The sequence below is a fragment of the Micromonospora sp. NBC_00821 genome (assembly GCF_036347035.1).
Lineage (GTDB): Bacteria > Actinomycetota > Actinomycetes > Mycobacteriales > Micromonosporaceae > Micromonospora > Micromonospora hortensis.
Window position 1 is genome coordinate 5,625,057 of the sequence record NZ_CP108880.1, and the last position, 16,461, is coordinate 5,641,517.

At 74.6% G+C, this 16,461-nt stretch carries 10 protein-coding genes; 7 read left to right on the top strand and 3 right to left on the bottom strand.

Going from position 1 to position 16,461, the window contains the following annotated elements:
- The first annotated feature begins 351 nt into the window (after positions 1-351).
- Positions 352-5,238: a WG repeat-containing protein gene (locus OHB44_RS25545; protein WP_330438463.1), complete on the top strand. Its 4,887-nt coding sequence runs from the start codon at positions 352-354 to the stop codon at positions 5,236-5,238.
- A 44-nt stretch (positions 5,239-5,282) separates the two neighbouring features.
- Positions 5,283-6,281, top strand: coding sequence for an aldo/keto reductase family protein (locus OHB44_RS25550; protein ID WP_238686663.1), 999 nt, complete (start codon positions 5,283-5,285; stop codon positions 6,279-6,281).
- Positions 6,282-6,383: 102 nt separating this feature from the next.
- Here OHB44_RS25550 and OHB44_RS25555 read toward each other — a convergent pair whose 3' ends face one another.
- Both OHB44_RS25555 and OHB44_RS25560 read right to left on the bottom strand, forming a co-directional pair.
- Positions 6,384-7,178: a site-2 protease family protein gene (locus OHB44_RS25555; RefSeq protein WP_330438464.1), complete on the bottom strand. Its 795-nt coding sequence runs from the start codon at positions 7,176-7,178 to the stop codon at positions 6,384-6,386.
- Positions 7,178-7,378, bottom strand: a complete 201-nt coding sequence (locus OHB44_RS25560; RefSeq protein WP_238686661.1) for a hypothetical protein — start codon at positions 7,376-7,378, stop codon at positions 7,178-7,180. The genes OHB44_RS25555 and OHB44_RS25560 overlap by 1 nt, the downstream gene beginning before the upstream one ends.
- Before the next feature lie 145 nt (positions 7,379-7,523).
- Here OHB44_RS25560 and OHB44_RS25565 point away from each other — a divergent pair, with 145 nt between their 5' ends.
- The 4 genes from OHB44_RS25565 to OHB44_RS25580 all read left to right on the top strand — a co-directional run bounded on the left by OHB44_RS25565 (position 7,524) and on the right by OHB44_RS25580 (position 13,499).
- Positions 7,524-9,395 (top strand): serine/threonine-protein kinase, encoded by a 1,872-nt coding sequence (locus OHB44_RS25565; protein ID WP_330438465.1) that lies wholly within the window; start codon positions 7,524-7,526, stop codon positions 9,393-9,395.
- A 49-nt stretch (positions 9,396-9,444) separates the two neighbouring features.
- Complete coding sequence (locus tag OHB44_RS25570; RefSeq protein ID WP_330438466.1) at positions 9,445-11,373, top strand: bifunctional adenosylcobinamide kinase/adenosylcobinamide-phosphate guanylyltransferase; 1,929 nt, start codon at positions 9,445-9,447, stop codon at positions 11,371-11,373.
- On the top strand, positions 11,363-12,136 hold the full coding sequence (locus OHB44_RS25575) for an adenosylcobinamide-GDP ribazoletransferase (RefSeq protein ID WP_238686659.1): 774 nt from the start codon (positions 11,363-11,365) through the stop codon (positions 12,134-12,136). The genes OHB44_RS25570 and OHB44_RS25575 overlap by 11 nt, the downstream gene beginning before the upstream one ends.
- A 67-nt stretch (positions 12,137-12,203) precedes the next feature.
- The gene (locus OHB44_RS25580; RefSeq protein ID WP_330438467.1) at positions 12,204-13,499 is read left to right on the top strand and encodes a DUF2314 domain-containing protein; all 1,296 of its coding nucleotides are present in this window, start codon (positions 12,204-12,206) and stop codon (positions 13,497-13,499) included.
- An 89-nt stretch (positions 13,500-13,588) separates the two neighbouring features.
- Here OHB44_RS25580 and gcvT read toward each other — a convergent pair whose 3' ends face one another.
- Positions 13,589-14,719 (bottom strand): glycine cleavage system aminomethyltransferase GcvT, encoded by a 1,131-nt coding sequence (gcvT, locus tag OHB44_RS25585; protein WP_330438468.1) that lies wholly within the window; start codon positions 14,717-14,719, stop codon positions 13,589-13,591.
- 162 nt (positions 14,720-14,881) lie between these two features.
- On the opposite strand from gcvT, the gene OHB44_RS25590 reads away from it, so the two are divergent.
- The gene (locus OHB44_RS25590; RefSeq protein ID WP_330438469.1) at positions 14,882-16,456 is read left to right on the top strand and encodes a leucyl aminopeptidase; all 1,575 of its coding nucleotides are present in this window, start codon (positions 14,882-14,884) and stop codon (positions 16,454-16,456) included.
- Positions 16,457-16,461 lie beyond the last annotated feature (5 nt).

Genomic DNA, 16,461 nt, shown 5'->3' on the forward strand with positions numbered 1-16,461 from the left:
CCGTCGAGTGCGGTATGGTCGGACAGCAGATTCGCTTATAGGACCAAATGTCCGAAACCAATGGGATAACGTTTGCGCCGGTGGGCGGCGCCACAGTGGCGGTGAGCGAGCCCACGCCGTTACCCTCCATCCGCAGCCACGGCCTGCCGGAGCAGCGATCTGACCGGCACGGGCGGCCCCAGCGCGACAATTTGCAACGAGGTGACAACGCGTGAGCGAGCGGACGCGAGCCGGCCACCGGGGCGTGGCAGGCGGCGACCGGACGCCCAGCGGTCACCCGACGACGGCTGCGGACACCTCACCCCCGGCGAGAATCGGCCCAGCGGCCGGGTGTGGCGACGGGCTCGACGGATGAACGGCCGCTACACCGACCGGTGGTCAGACCCGAACGAACCGTCCTGGGTGGTCGAGCCGACCACCGAGTGGCACCCCCAGTTCCCCGGCCAGCGGTACGCCGGCGACATCGGCATGCCGCACCAGCCGCCACCGCGCGGCCGCGCGACGGTGTCCGGTCGCGCCGAGGTGCCGCCGCTGGCGCCCACCCGCCCGGACGGCACCTACCTCGGCCGGTCCTGGTCCGACGAACCACCGGCCGAACAGGCACCGCACGGCCGTTCCTGGGTGGACGACGAGCCGGGTGAGGCATCGGCCTACAGCCGACTCCGCAGCGACGAGCTCTCGGCGGACACCTACGGCCGGCCCGACAACGCCGACTCCCGCCACTACGACCACGAGCCGTACCGTCGTCCGCTGCCCGAGCCACCCCGCCGCGACGACCGCCGCTCGCCCGAGTCGGACCGACGTACCGCCTGGTCCGACCGGCGCCCCGCCGACGAGCGGGGGCCGGCGCGGGAAGCCGCCTGGCACCGGGACCAGCCCACCCCCGAGCGGTACGACAGCCGCCGTCCCCGGCAGGAGCCCACCGAGCGGGATCGGGGTTACCGGGGCTCTCCGCCGGTCTCCCCCGCGCCCCGGCCCGAACCCGGCTGGGTGCCCGAGTCGGACGACACACCACGTCGGCGCGGCGCACCGGAACGACCGGCCGCAGGTTACGAACGGCACACCGGCGACGGGTACGGCGTCCGACCGACCCGCGACCACGACGGCCGCGTCGCCGACGGGGTCGACCCGTGGGCACCCGTGGACGGCCGCGCGCGATACCGCGCCGACGGGTACCCGGACCGGGCCGCCGACGACCCGCGCCGCCCAGAGCCGCGCTACCGCCCGGACGAGGGGATCGGGGCCGCACCCTCCCCCAACGGGGGACGACGGCGTCGCCCCGAGCCGGACCTGCCCGACCAGCCCCGCCTCGACGACGACCGGCGACGGCCCGACACCGACCCGCACCGGCAGCAGCCCCGTGAGGCGGCGGCCCGCGCCGAGGCGTACCCGGATCGGCGGCCCCGCGAGCAGGCCCGCCCGGACACCTACCGCGACAACGGGTACCGCGAGGACGCGCCTCGTGAGGACGCGTACCGCGAGCCCCGGCCACAGCCGGGCCAGCGCTCGGACGGCAGTCTGCCCTGGCCAGCACCGGGTCCGGTGCGCCAGGACCGCACCCCGGACCGCACCCGGGAACCGGGGCACCGCACCGATCCACCCCGCACCGGAGACCACCACCGCACCGCGGACCCGCAACGCACCGATCCGCACCGCGATCCCGATCCGCACCGTGGTTCTGACCCGCACCGCAGTCCCGATCCGCACCGCAGTCCCGATCCGCACCGCGGTCCCGATCCGCACCGCACCGCGGACCCGTACCGCGGCGCAGAGCCGGGCATCGCGTCGCGGCCGGCCGCCCGGTCCGAACGGCCGACGACCACGCCGTCCCGGCCCGACGAGCGACCGGCGGCCACCCCGGCGCGGTACGACGATCGACCGGTACGCCCGGCCGCCTCGGCGCCGCCCGCGCCCAGCCGTGCCATGCCGGTCCCACCGGTCTCCCCGGAGCGACCGGTGTCGTCGGCCCCCGTCTCGCCCGGTTGGGACCGACCGCTGTCGGCCGTCCCGGTCTCCCCCGCCTCGCCGGATCGGCCGGTGTCACCAGCGTCCGACTCCCCCGCCACCCGCGGCTGGGACCGGCCGGTGTCAGCCGCCCCGGTCTCCCCCGCCTCCGACCGGCCCGTCTCGGGGCCGCCCGCCGCGCGCCTGCGGCTGGAGTACCTGCCAGCGCCCGTGGACCCGCCCGGCGCCGACGAGCGCTCGGCTGCCGAGCCAGCATCGGGACGCCGGCCGCTGGCCGAACCGCCGCCGGCGTCTGGCGCGCATCCCGCCCCGCCGCCGCGTTACCCCGGCCCGGACAGCGGGGACCGTCCGGTGGACCAGCGGCGCGGCGAGGAGCCGGGCCCGGACCGCCGTCGGGTCGGCGACCCGTTGGCCGGCACCCCACCGACCGACCGCCGCCCGACCTCCCCGGACCGCTCGCCCCACGGGGAGCGGCCGCACCCCGCCGATCGCCCGGCCGCGCCGGAACGCCCGGCCGCGCAGCAGCGCCCGTACTCGCCGGAGCGACTGGCCCCGACGGCGGACGCGCGCCCGTCGGTGGCCCCGCCACCCACCTGGCAGGCACCGCCGCCACCGGCGACCCGCCCCGACCCGACCCCGGCCGACCCGACGCCCGCGGTTCCGGCTCCGGCGGCGTCGCAGCCACCGGCGCCGGTGCTCCCGCCGGCCCCCGGCACGCCGCGCCGCTACGTACCCCCGCCGCCCTCGGAAGAGCCGGTGGGGCCCGTTCACGAGCCGGACGACGTTCCGGGCACGCGCGGGCCGGAAGCGTGGTTCAGCCCCGCTCAGCCCGCCGAATCCGACCAGGCCGAGCCCGCGACCGACCAGCGGTCCGTCGACCCGGTCGACGACGAGTCGATGACCGGCGACCCCGACCTCTCCGCGACACCGATCGAACCGGACGCGCAGACGTCGGCGTCTGCGGCCGACACCCACCTCGACGTGACCGACGAGCAGGCCAGCGGGTCGACAGCAGACGACGCGTTCGACCCGGTCTCCGCACCGCCCGCCCACCCCGTCTCCGGTGCCCCTCGGATCTGGGCGGACGACCTGGACGACGATCCGCGGCCCGCTGTCGACACGGGAACGTTGCACGGCGACCAGCCCGTCTCTGGCGCACCTGTCGTCGCGATGCCCGATCAGCGGACCGAACCCGACCTCGAAGCCGAGGGTGAGGCCGGCCAGCAGCCCTTCACCGCTTCGCCCAGCGACGACACCTATCCGGTCGAGCACGCCCCGACGGACGAACTCGCGACACCCGACGAGCCGACGGACGCGATAGACGATCCGAACGCGGACCCGGCGGATGGTCCGCGAATCGACGAGTGGCGGAGCGACGCGGCACCGCACGTCAGGTCTGCGGACGACGCGAGCCCGCCCGTCTCCGCGCCGCCCGCCTCGGTCACGCCGGTCTCCGCTCCTCCGGCACCGCCGGTGTCGGCACCGCCCGCGGCATCCGTCTCCGCGCCGCCAGCGCCCGTCTCCGCGCCGCCAGCGCTCGCCGCAGCGCCCGTCTCCGCGCCACCCATCCCCATCGCGCCCATCTCCGCGCCGCCAGCGCCGACCGCAGCCCCGGTGTCCGCACCACCCGCCTCGGCGCAGCCGTACTCCGTAGCGCCCGTCTCCGCGCCACCCGCGCCGGCGCAGCCGTACCCCGTAGCCCCGGTCTCCGCACCGCCGGCGCCCGTCTCCGCGCCACCGGCCTCGACACCACCGCCCACCGCAGCGCCCGTCTCCGGGCCACCAGCGTCGGTGGTGCCGACGTCCGGGCCGCCAGCGTCGCTCGTGCCAACATCCGGGCCACCAGCGTCGGTAGTGCCGACCTCCGGGCCACCCGCGTCGGCCGTGCCCGGCCCGAGGATCGGCTCGGACGGGGAAAACGGGCCGGTGTCCGCGCCACCCGACGAGGCACCGCCGGTGCTGACCCGCCCGTCGCTGGCCGATCCGGGCGACCCGGAGCAGGTGCTGGCCGCGTACCGGTGGCGGTTGGACCCGGTCACCCTGCGCGAGGAACTGACGGAGCCGGACGACCTGCGGGCCATCCGGCGGCGGCTGACCGAGAAGTTGGGATCGGCGGTCGACAACCGGGCCCGGGCCCGGCTGCTCAGCCTGCGGGCGGTGGCCTCGCGGATTCTCGGCGACCTGGACGACGCGCTGGCCGACGGTCGGCTCGCCCTCACCTACGCCGAGGCCACCGGCGAGCTGCGCCGGACGGCGCTGGCCCAGGCCCGGCTGGCCCACGTGCTGCGCTGGCGCGGCGACTTCGCCGAGGCCGACCAACTCTTCGCCCAGGCCAACTCGGTCGAGTTGCCCGACCGGCTGCGCGCCGCGCTGCACGAGCACGCCGGGCGGTCGTGTTACGACCAGGGACGACTCATGGAGGCCTGCGAACACTTCGAGAAGGCGCTCGACCTGCGCGGCGCGGGCGACGCCGAACTGTTGGACCGGGTCCGGGTGGCCCTCGACGCGGTCACCGTCCGGGCCGAGGCCGATGGTTTCGGGGCGTACCCCCGGGGTCGGGACGAGGTGCTCGACCGGGACCGACCCCCGTTGCCGGACCGGGACGGGTCGCTGTGGGGTTACACCAGCCAGGACGGCGATGTGGTCGTCCCCGCCCGGTACGCCGAGGCGCAGCCCTTCCACGACGGGTTGGCCTGGGTCCGCCGGCCGGACACCGACCGCTGGTCGCTGATCAACCTGCTCGGTACGACGGTGATCCCGCCGTCCTTCCGGGCCGCACAGCCGTTCAGCGACGGCCTGGCCTGGGTGGTCGGCGAGGGGGGTTGGACGGCGATCGACGCGACCGGGGCGGTGCAGGTCGCGCCCAACTTCGCCGAGGTACGTCCGTTCCGGCGTGGGCTGGCCGCGGTGCGGCGCGAGGGGTGGGGGGCTGTCGACCGGACCGGTCGGGTCATCGTGCCCACCCGCTACCACGGCTTCGTCACCGAGTTGGCCGACGGCCAGCAGATCGACGGTTTCACCGACGAGGGGCTCGCCGTGGTCGACGTCGCGGGACGGCGGGGCGTGGTGGACCGCACCGGCACGGTGCTGGTACCGCCGGCGCACCCGATGCTGGTCATCCACCCCGTGGCGTTCCTGATCGAGAGCGACAACGGGCGGTGGGGCGCGCTGGACCGGCGCGGCGTGCCGCTCATCGATCCGGTGCACCGCGATCGCGCCGAGGTGCTGGAGGAGATCGACCGGCTACTCACCGACGCCAACCCGGTGCTCTGAGTCACCGGTCGTCAGTCTTGATCCACTGGAGTTAGGGTCGGTACATGGAATTCCGACACCTGGGCCGTTCCGGCCTGATGGTCAGCGAGATCTCGTACGGCAACTGGATCACCCACGGGTCGCAGGTCGAGGAGGACGCCGCGTTCGCCTGCGTCCGGGCCGCACTCGACGCGGGGATCACGACCTTCGACACCGCCGACGTGTACGCCGGCACCCGAGCAGAGGACGTGCTCGGCCGGGCGCTGGAGAACGAGCGCCGGGAGGGCCTGGAGATCTTCACCAAGGTCTACTGGCCGACCGGTCCGGGCCGCAACGACCGTGGCCTGTCCCGCAAGCACATCATGGAGTCGATCAACGGCTCGCTGCGCCGGCTGCGTACCGACTACGTGGACCTCTACCAGGCCCACCGGTACGACTACAGCACGCCGCTGGAGGAGACGATGGAGGCGTTCGCCGACGTCGTCCACTCCGGCAAGGCGCACTACATCGGGGTCTCCGAGTGGACCGCCGAGCAGCTGCGCGCCGCGCACCCGCTCGCCCGGGAGCTGCACATCCCGCTGGTCTCCAACCAACCTCAGTACTCGATGCTCTGGCGGGTCATCGAGACCGAGGTGGTGCCGGCCAGTGAGGAGCTGGGCATCGGGCAGATCGTCTGGTCGCCGATGGCGCAGGGTGTGCTCTCCGGCAAGTACCTGCCGGGGCAGCCGCCGCCGGCCGGTTCCCGCGCCACCGACGAGAAGTCCGGTGCGGGCTTCATCTCGCGGTTCATGAACGACGACGTGCTCACCCGGGTGCAGCAGCTCAAGCCAATCGCCGAGCAGGCCGGGCTGAGCATGGCCCAGCTCGCCGTGGCGTGGGTCCTGCAGAACCCGAACGTCTCGTCGGCGATCATCGGCGCGTCCCGCCCCGAGCAGGTGCACGACAACGTGAAGGCGGCCGGGGTGAAGCTCGACGCCGACCTGCTCAAGGCGATCGACGACATCGTCGGGCCGGTCACCGAGCGGGACCCGGCGAAGACCGAGTCCCCCGCGCAGCGTCCCTGACGCCGTTCCGGCCCGGCCGGCGCGAAACCCTCGCGCCGACCGGGCCGGGTCAGGTCAGGTCCGTCTGGTAGCCGATTCAGGTCAACTCTGCCCGGTCGCCGATCACCGCCAGAAGCGAATCAGCTCCAGGCCGGTGGCGTAGAGCCACGACGGCAGACCGAGCAGGTCACCGACCGCGAAGACAGCGTAGAAGAACCAGCCGCCGATGCGCGGGTTCCACAGCAGCGCGAAGAGCAGGATGAAGCCGTACGGCGCGAACAGGTCGTACATCTTGCGCCACTGCGGGTTGAGCCACGGCTGGATCATGTTGCCGCCGTCCAGGCCAGGCACCGGCAGCAGGTTCAGGAAGCTCGCGGTGAGCTGGAGGAAGGCGAGCAGCGCCACCCCGGCCCAGAACTCCACCGGACCACCCGACTGGGTGCCGAGCCGCACCGCCGCCACCAACACCAGCGTGAACAGCACGTTTGTCGCCGGGCCGGCGAGGCTGACCAGGGTGTGCCGCAGTCGACCCGGGATGGCGTGCCGGTCCACCCAGACCGCGCCACCGGGCAGGCCGATGCCGCCGAGCAGCACCACCACCACCGGCAGCACTATCGACAGCAACGGGTGGGTGTACTTCAACGGGTTGAGCGTCAGGTAACCGCGATGGGCGATGTCCCGGTCGCCGGCCCGGTAGGCCACCACCGCGTGGGCGTACTCGTGCAGGCAGAGCGACACCAGCCAGCCGGACACCACGAAGAGGAACACGTTGAACCGGACGCTGCCGTACCCGTTCCAGGTCAGCACCCCGCTGACCGCGAAGAGCGCGACCAGGCCGAGGAAGACCGGGCTGGGCCGGAACGCCGCCTTGGGCACGCCGAGGACCAGCCCGTCACCGCCCGGGCGGTCGTAGGCCATCACTCGGCCGTGGGCAGCAGGCTCATCCGGTACTCCACCCGGTCGTCCTCGACGAGCGCGACCGAGGTGACGCCGGACGCCGCGAGCTCCCGCCAGGTCTGACCGATCCAGGATTCGGCGTCGGCCTGGCTGCTGAACGACTCCGCCGGCCCCTCGACCGTCTTGCCGTCCGTGCCCTCGTACCGCCAGCTCCACGCCATGCCGCGTCTCCCCTCGCCGCTGAAGTCCCCGTGGGACGAACCCTCGCCAGCGTAGTCGGCCCGACGCGCAACGGCCGCTCGCTCGCCCCGGCAGAGCCCCACGGGGTGGATCAATCCAATCGACGCCGGCCGGTACGGTGGCTCGGTGCTGACACGGGGAGTGCTGCTCGGCGACCGATACCGGCTGGGCGAGCGGGTGGCGACGGGTGGGATGGGCGCGGTCTGGCGCGGCACTGACGTGCTGCTGGAACGCGAGGTCGCCGTGAAGGTTCTGCTGCCGTCGCTGGTCGCCGATCCGGAGTTCACCGCCCGCTTCCGGGCCGAGGCGCGGATGCTGGCCGCGCTGCGGCACCCCGGAGTGGTGCCGGTGCACGACGTGGGGCAGGCCGCGCTCGACGACGGCAGCCAGGTCGACTACCTGGTGATGGAGTACGTCGACGGCGAGCCGCTGTCCGCCCGAGTGCGCGCGGTCGGGCGGCTGGACCCGGCCACCGCCATGTCGGTGCTGGCCCAGGCCGCCGACGCGCTGCACACCGCCCACCTCGCCGGCATCGTGCACCGGGACGTGAAGCCGGGCAACCTGCTGGTCAAGGCCGACGGCACCGTGGTGCTCGTCGACTTCGGCATCGCCCGGTCCCGCGCCATGGCTGGGCTCACCGCCGCGAACATGGTGCTCGGCACCGCCTCGTACATGTCTCCCGAGCAGGCCACCGGGCAGCCGGTCTCGGCCGCCACCGACATCTACGCGCTCGGCGCTGTGGCGTACTTCTGCCTTGCCGGGCAGCCGCCCTTCCACGGTGACAACCCCCTCGCGGTGGCGCTGCGGCACGCGCAGGAGGACCCGGCGCCGCTGCCGGCGGACACCCCACCGGCGGTCGCCGCCGTGGTGAGCCGCGCGCTGGCCAAGCGTCCGGAGGACCGGTTCGGCAGCGCCGCCGAGTTGGCCGCTGCCGCCGCCGACGCCCGCGACGCGACACTGGCCAGCATTCCGGTCTCGGCCCGCCCACCGTGGGCGCTGGCCGCCCCCACCCCGGGGACGCCCGCGGCCGTTCCGGTCACGCCAGCCGCCACACCCCCCGCCCCGCAGGCCGCACCGGCCCCCGTGCCGCCGGCCGCACCGGCCCCCGTGCCGCCGGCCGCACCGGCCCCCGTGCCGCCGGCCGCACCGCCGCTCTCGGCCGGACCGACGCCGGTCGGGCAGCCCGCGCCGGTCGGGGCTGCCGCCGTGCGCACGCCGGCCGGCTTCGCGGCCTCGCCGGTGAGCGGGCCGGGGTCGACCCGGGAGGACGTGTTGCGGACGGGGTCGTCCGGCCGACGCCGGCAACTGCTGGTCGGCGTCGGCGCTGTCGCTCTCCTGGCACTGATCGCGGTGGCCGTGGCGGCCCTACGACCCGACGGGGAGCCGGGTGGGGCGGACCATCCACCCGCGCTGGCCGGCGAGTCGGCGGCGGCCCCGGACGGCGGCGCACTCGACGACGGAGGTGCGAGCACCTCGGGACCCGCACCGAGCGGCGCGCCGAGTACCAGCCGCACCGCGTCCGCCGCACCGACCGTCTCCGGCGGACAGCCCGACGCGCCGACCAACGCGCCGGACCCGCGCACCACGACGCCGGGCAGCACACCGACCGGTACGGCCAGCAGCCGACCGACGCCCACCCGCACCCCGTCGAGCCGGCCCAACCCGTACACGGCCGCACAGGCGTGCGGCAGCGGCTACCAGGTGATCGACTCGGCGACGCTGACCGGCGGGGACGGGCAGCGCAAGGGCCGGGTCTTCCTGCTGTACCACTCGGGCAACGGCACCAACTGCGTGGTGACCCTCAAGGACGCCGCGGTCGGTGCGAAGTCGGCCGCCTCGGCGTACCTGGAGGTGCAGGGGCGGGCACGCAGCACCGACAGCGGGTCCTTCGACTACTACGCCGGACCGGTGCGGGCCACCGCCGCTGGGACGTGCGTCAAGTGGGGCGGCTCCACCGGCGGGGTCAGTTACGGCAGCGGGTTCGAACACTGCGACTGAACGACGGGCCGGCAGGCACCACAACCCTGGGCGGCCTTAAGGTACGGGCATGTCCGTAGACGGGTGGAACACGGTCCTGGTGCTCGGCGGTATCCGGTCCGGCAAGTCCGAGTTCGCCGAGTCCCTGGTCACCGACGCGCCGGTGGTCCGCTACGTCGCCACCGCGCCCGAGGGCGACCCGGAGGACACCGAGTGGGCGACCCGGCTGGCGGCGCATCGGGCCCGACGGCCGGGCAGCTGGACCACCGAGGAGACCACGGAGGACCCACGCCGGCTGGCCGACGTGCTGGAGTCCGCCGAGCCCAACGAGATGCTGCTCGTCGACGACCTGGGCGGCTGGGTGACGGTGCTGCTCGACCCGGATCACCAGCCCGCCGACGACGTAGCCACCATCGCCGAGTTGGCCGAGGCGATCCGCGGGTGTGCCGCGCGGGTGGTGCTGGTGAGCCCTGAGGTGGGGCTGTCGCTGGTGCCGACCACCCCGCTAGGCCGGGCGTTCACCGACGCGTTGGGCGCGGCCAACCGCGCGGTCGCCGACGCCTGCGACGCGGTCGTACTGGTCGTCGCCGGTCAGCCGGTCTGGCTCAAGCCGGCCGCCACCGCTACCGAACCGTCCGTTCCCGCCACAGTGACCGCGCCGACGGCCGCCGCCACCGCACCGATCGTGGCCAGCCTGGCCGACGCCGAGCCCACCCCCGAGGTTCAGCTGCCCGACGTGCTGACCCCCACGCCACCGGCCGCCCCGACCGCGGAGCCGGGCAACCCGTGGGCCGCGCCGACAATGGCGCTGCCGATGGTGTCCACCGGGCTGGTCATTCAGCCCGGCATGGAGCTGCCGATGCCCGACGAGTACGCCGGCCCGCAGGCGGTCGACCGGCTGACCACCCTTGACGTACAGGGCGCCGGGCTGGGCGTGCTGGACCGGGTGGTGGGCTTCGCCGCCACCACCCAGGGCACCTCGACCCCCGCCCCCTGGGGCTCGGTGCGGGTGCTGCTGCTGCACGGCGACCACGCCGGCGGGGCGGCGGCCGGCACCGTCGCCGGTGAGTCGGCGCGCCGCGCCGCGCAGGCCCGCGCCGGCCAGGGCGCGTTGGCGCGGCTGGCCGCCGAAAGCGGCGCGAGTCTCCAGGTGGTGGACACTCCTGCCTCCGCGCCGATCGAAGACCAACCGGCCCTCGCGCCGGAGCAGGTGGAGTCCGCGCTGCGCTACGGCTGGCGGTTGGCCGAGCAGGCCGCCGACGCCGGCGTACAACTGCTGGTGCTCGGCGCGTGCGGCGCCGGCACCGAGGCGGCGGCCGCGGCGGTGCTCGCGGCGACAGCGGGCGCGGAGCCGCCCGCCGTGTTGGGCCGGGTGATCACCGACTCCGGCGAGATCGACGACGCGGCGTGGATGATCCGCTGCGCGGCGGTGCGCGACGCGCTGCACCGCACCAGACGCTCGTCGCGCGGCGCCAAGGACATCCTGGCCGAGCTGGGCGGCGGCGACGTGGCGGTGGCCACCGGCGTGCTGCTCGGCGCCACCGCCCGCCGGGTGCCGGTACTGCTCGACGGGCCGGTCGGGTTGGCCGCCGGCATGGTGAGCCGCGACCTGGCCGGGCAGGCCCGGCACTGGTGCCTGCTGGCCGACCACGGCGGGCACCCGGCCGTACGACTCGCCGCCGACGTGCTGGGCCTCACCCCGCTGCTCGACCTGCGGATGGATCTCGGCGAGGGCGCGAACGCGCTCGTCGCGCTGCCGCTGCTGCGCTCGGTGTTGGCGCTGTCCGCCGCGCTGCCGGTGCACCCGTCGCTGGCCGGCACCGACGACACCGAACCGGTCGCCGACGAGCCGGAGTCCACCGACCCGAGCTACGCCGACCCGGATCTCACCGAGCCCGACTCGACCGAGCCCGACTTCGCCGAGCCGGAGCCGGCCGGGCCGGGCCCGGCCAGCACCGGGGCGGACGAGCAGCCGGCGTCGGGCTGGCGTGCCGGCTGAGCCACGGCTGCTCGCGGGGGCCCGGCTGGCGGTCACCACGTTCACCACGCTGCCGGTGCGGGCCGGGCGCATCGACCGCCCGGTCGCCGGCACGGCGATGGCCCTCGCCCCGGTGGTCGGCGCGCTGCTCGGCGCAGTGCTGGCCGGTGTGCTGCTGCTGGCCGGGGCGCTCGCCCCACCGCTGGTGGCGGCCGGTGTGACAGTCGGCGTCGCCGCACTGCTCAGCCGAGGGCTGCACCTGGACGGGCTGGCCGACACAGTGGACGCGCTCGGCTCGTACCGGCGGGGCGCTGCCGCCCTGGAGATCATGAAGAAGCCGGACGTCGGCCCGTTCGGAGTGGTCGCCCTGGTGGTCGTACTCCTGGTGCAGGCCGCGGCGCTCGCCGACCTCGCCGGTCGGTCCTGGCCGGCGTGCCTCGCGGCGGTGGTAGCGGCGACCGCGGCCGGGCGGCTCGGTGTCACTGTGGCCTGCCGGCGGGGCGTGCCGGCGGCCCGGCCCGACGGGCTGGGCGCGCTCGTCGCCGGCACGGTCGGCCCGGTGGCGGTGGCCGCCGGCGCGGTCGCCGTCGTGCTGCTGGCGGTGCCCGCGGTGCCGGACCGACCGTGGCAGGGGCCGCTGGCCGTCGTCGCCGCGATCGCCGTCGCGCTACCGCTGCTCAACCACGTGGTACGCCGCCTCGGCGGGATCACCGGCGACGTCCTCGGGGCGACCGTCGAGGTGGTCACCACGCTGGTCTACCTGGGTCTGGTGCTGTCCGGCTGAACCGGGCCCGGCGGGCCGGGTAGCGTTCGGCTCGACAACACCGGCGCGGCCACCGGGGGATCCCACAATGCTCATCACGGACGACTTCCTGCCCGTACCGGTGCCGGAGTCGCTCAGCGCGACCTACCTGGTGCCGATGGCGGGGCTACCGAAGGTCAGTGCGAAGACAGCGGTGGCGGCCCTGACCGGCCGGCTGGCCGAGCCGGTGCACGGGCTGGCCCGGCAGATGCTCGACAGCCCGCTGATGAGCGTCGACACCCGGCCTATCGCCGAGTTCCCCGAGCTGCCACCGGACCTGCTCACCGCGTTCGGTGCCACCAAGGAGCAGCTGGACCGGCTGGCGGCGGCGACGCACCTGGTGGTCGTACAGGCCGAGTACCGGCCCGGTTGGCCACCCGCGCACGAGTGGGCCGCCCGGGCGGTCGCGGCTGCCGTGGCGGAATCCGTCGACAGCGACGTGGTGGACGTCTTCGGCCTCCAGTTCCTCGACCCGGCGACCGCGCTGCGCTCCCTCCCCGACGAGCAGGGCCGCATCCGACTTGTCGACTGGGTGCTGGTGCCGTACTCCTCGGACAACGAGGGCCTGTGGTTCACCACCAAGGGGCTGCGCCGCTTCGGTCTGCTGGAGTTGCAGACCCAGGGGGTGCCCGACCACCTCACCCGCGCCTGGGGTGCGGTGATGACCGGGGCGGCCCGCCGACTGCTGCGGGACTGGACCGACGGGCTCACCGGCGAGGAGGTGCCGGCGTTCGTGCAGCTCCCGGTGCTGGCCACTGTCACCGGGCACGACATCGCGGTGGCGTACGGCAACCCGGAGCAGCACGGCGCCACCGCTCCGGTGCTGCTCCGCCTCGAACTGGACCCGGCGACCGACCCGGAGGCCGACTCGTTCCTCAGCCTGCGTCCGCCTGCCGGGCACCCCGGCCCGGACGGGCGCTACTACGCCGCCGCCTGCGCGACACTGTTCTCCGGGATCCAGCCGGACGTGCGCTACGCCCGCTCCGGTGACGCGATGAGCCGTGCGGTCGCCACCGCCCGGGCCGCGCTGGATGACGCGCGGGCCCGGTTCGTCGCCGGCCAGCTCCCCGCCGAGTCGCAACTGGTGGTGAAGTACGGCCTGCCCGGAGACGACGGGCCGGAGTACGTCTGGGCGGGCGTCACCTCGTGGGAGACCCCGGAACGCATCGTCGGCGTGAGCGCCAGCGACGCCAACACCGACGAGAGCGTGCGCATCGGCGCCCCAGTGGTCGTGGAGGCGTCCGACGTTGTCGACTGGGCCGTCCTGGATGCCACAGGCGTCATAGAGGGCGGCTGGACCCAAGCGGTCCTGGACTCAGGCGAACCCCCAACCCCCTCCCGCTAACCCCCTGGCCTAGTTGATCAAGAGGTTTGCGTCAGAATCTCGTCCGAACTTGACGCAAACCTCTTGATCACCGGGGCAAGGCGGTGGGGTTACTTCACTGAGGGGGTTACGAAGGGGGGTTTCGTCAGCTTCAGGGGGGCTCGGCGGCCTCGGATGTCGACCTCTACCTCGTCGCCGTCGGTGAGGTTGGCGTTGGTGTTCAGCAGGGCCAGCGCTATGCCCTGTTTGCGGGTTGGGGAGAAGGTGCCGCTGGTCACCACACCCACCTGGGTGTCACCCACGTGCAGCGTCATGCCGGGGCGGGGGATGGCCCGGTCGACTGCCACCAGGCCGCGCAGCGTACGCCGGGGGCCGGCGGCCTTCTCGGCGAGCAGCGTGTCGCGGCCCCAGAAGGCCGGCTTGTCCCAGCCGACGGCCCAGCCGGAGCGGGCCTGCACCGGGCTGATGTCCAGGGAGAGGTCCTGCCCGTGCAGCGGGTACCCCATCTCGGTGCGCAGCGTGTCCCGGGCGGCCAGCCCGCAGGCGCGCAGCTCGAACGCGGCGCCGGCGGCGAAGAGCGCATCCCAGACGGCGACCGCGTGCTCCGCCGGCACCACCAGCTCGTAGCCCAGCTCACCCGTGTAGCCAGTACGGCAGACGGTCAGCTCCACCCCGGCCAGGCTGGCTGCGGAGAAGCTCATGTAGCCGTGTTCGGTGGGCAGGTCCAGGGCGGCCAGCAACTCGGCCGAGCGGGGGCCCTGCACGGCCAGCACCGCGTACGCCTCGTGCTCGTCGGTGACTGTCACCTGCTCGGGAGCGGCGGCGCGCAACCGGCGCACCACCTCGGCGGTGTTCGCCGCGTTCGGGATGAGGAAGACGTGGTCGTCGGCGTACAGGTAGGCGATGATGTCGTCCACCACGCCACCGCTGGCGTCGTCGCAGCAGAGCGTGTACTGCGCCCGGCCCGGGCCGATCCGGCCCAGGTCGTTGCTGAGGCAGGAGTTCACGAAGTCGGCCGCGCCGGGGCCGCTCACCCGGGCCTTGCCCAGGTGTGACACGTCGAAGACCCCGACCGCCGTACGCACGGCGGTGTGCTCCTTGAGCACTCCGCCGCCGGCGTACTCCAGGGGCATCTCCCAGCCCCCGAAGGGGGCGAACTTGGCTCCGGCGGCGGTGTGCCGCTCGTGCAGCGGGGAACGGCGCAGCCGGGTCGCGGCGGCGTCGGAGGTCACGTCGGTCATGGGTGGCAACTTACCGGGGGCAACGTCGCTGGTTAGCATCGGCGGGAGCCCGCTGGCGCTGTCGGCGGGACAGCCATGACGTCCGGCGGGTAGGTTCCGCCGGAGACCTTCACCGCTGGTACGCGACGCCGCGACCGGCCCGGCCCGCCCGGAGTAGCTTCAGTGACTTCACCCCGCACCACCAACCTGAGCCTGGTCGACACCGACCCGGCCGAGCTCGCCGTCGACGCGATCGTGATCGGCGTGCACAGCCAGACCGGAGAGCAGGGCGCCACCAGCGGCCTCGCCGGCACCCTGCTGCTCGCCAGCGGCGCGGAGAGCATCGCGGCCGCGTTCGACGGCAAGCTGACCGAGACCCTCGCGCTGCTCGGCGCGACCGGCGGGCCGGGTGAGGTCATCAAGCTGGCCACGCTGGGCACCGTGACCGCCCCGCTGGTCACCGCGGTCGGGCTCGGCCCGGAGCCGTCGGGCGCCGCCCCGGCCCCGGAGACGCTGCGCCGGGCCGCCGGTTCGGCGATCCGGGCCCTGGCCGGCGCACCCCGGGTCGCGTTGGCGCTGCCGCTGCCGGACGACGCGGACGCGTCGGCCGAGCTGCGCGCGGTCGCCGAGGGCGCGCTGCTCGGCGGGTACCGGTTCGCCGGTTACAAGACCCGGCCCCAGCCGACCCGGCGCGAGCCGGTGGCCGAGGTGCTCATCGCGGTGCCGGACGCCAGTGACGCGGGAGCCCAGGCGGAGGTCGCCCGGGCGCAGGCGGTGGCGGGCGCGGTCCGGCTCAGCCGGGACTGGGTGAACACGGCGCCGAACGAGCTGCGTCCGCCGTCGTTCGCCGACGCGGTAGCCAGCGCGGCGCGCGAGGCGGGCCTCGGCGTCGAGGTGCTGGACGAGGCGGCGCTGGCCGCCGGCGGGTACGGCGGCATCGTCGCGGTCGGGCAGGGCTCGGAGGCTCCGCCGCGGCTGGTGAAGCTGACCTACACCCCGCAGGACGGCGGCAACGGCAAGCGGGTAGCGCTGGTCGGCAAGGGCATCACCTTCGACACCGGCGGCATCTCGATCAAGCCGGCGCAGGGCATGTGGGAGATGAAGTCCGACATGGCGGGCGCCGCCGCGGTGGGCGCGGCCATGCTGGCGATCGCCGCGCTGAAGCCGACGGTGGCGGTCAGCGCGTACCTGCCGATGGCGGAGAACATGCCGTCGGGCACCAGCTACCGGCCGGGCGACGTGATCACCATGTTCAACGGCAAGCGGGTCGAGGTGCTCAACACCGACGCCGAGGGCCGGATGATCCTGGGCGACGCCATCGCCCGCGCCTGCGCGGACGGCACCGACTACCTGTTCGAGACCTCGACGCTGACCGGTGGCCAGGTCATCGCGCTGGGCAAGCGGATGGCCGGCGTGATGGGCACCCCGCAGTTGTGCGACCGGGTGAAGGTGGTCGGCGACGCCGTCGGCGAGCCGGCCTGGCCGATGCCGCTGCCCGACGACGTCCGTAAGGGCATGGAGTCGGATGTGGCGGACATCTCGCAGGTCAACGCCGGGATGGACCGGGCCGGTCACATGCTGCAGGGCGGCGTGTTCCTGCGCGAGTTCGTGACCGACGACGTGGCCTGGGCGCACATCGACATCGCCGGTCCGGGCTACCACTCGGGCGAGCCGACCGGCTACTGGACCAAGGGCGGCACCGGCGTTCCGGTCCGCACGCTGGTGCAGCTCGTCGAGGATGTCGCCGCCAACGGCTGACGGAC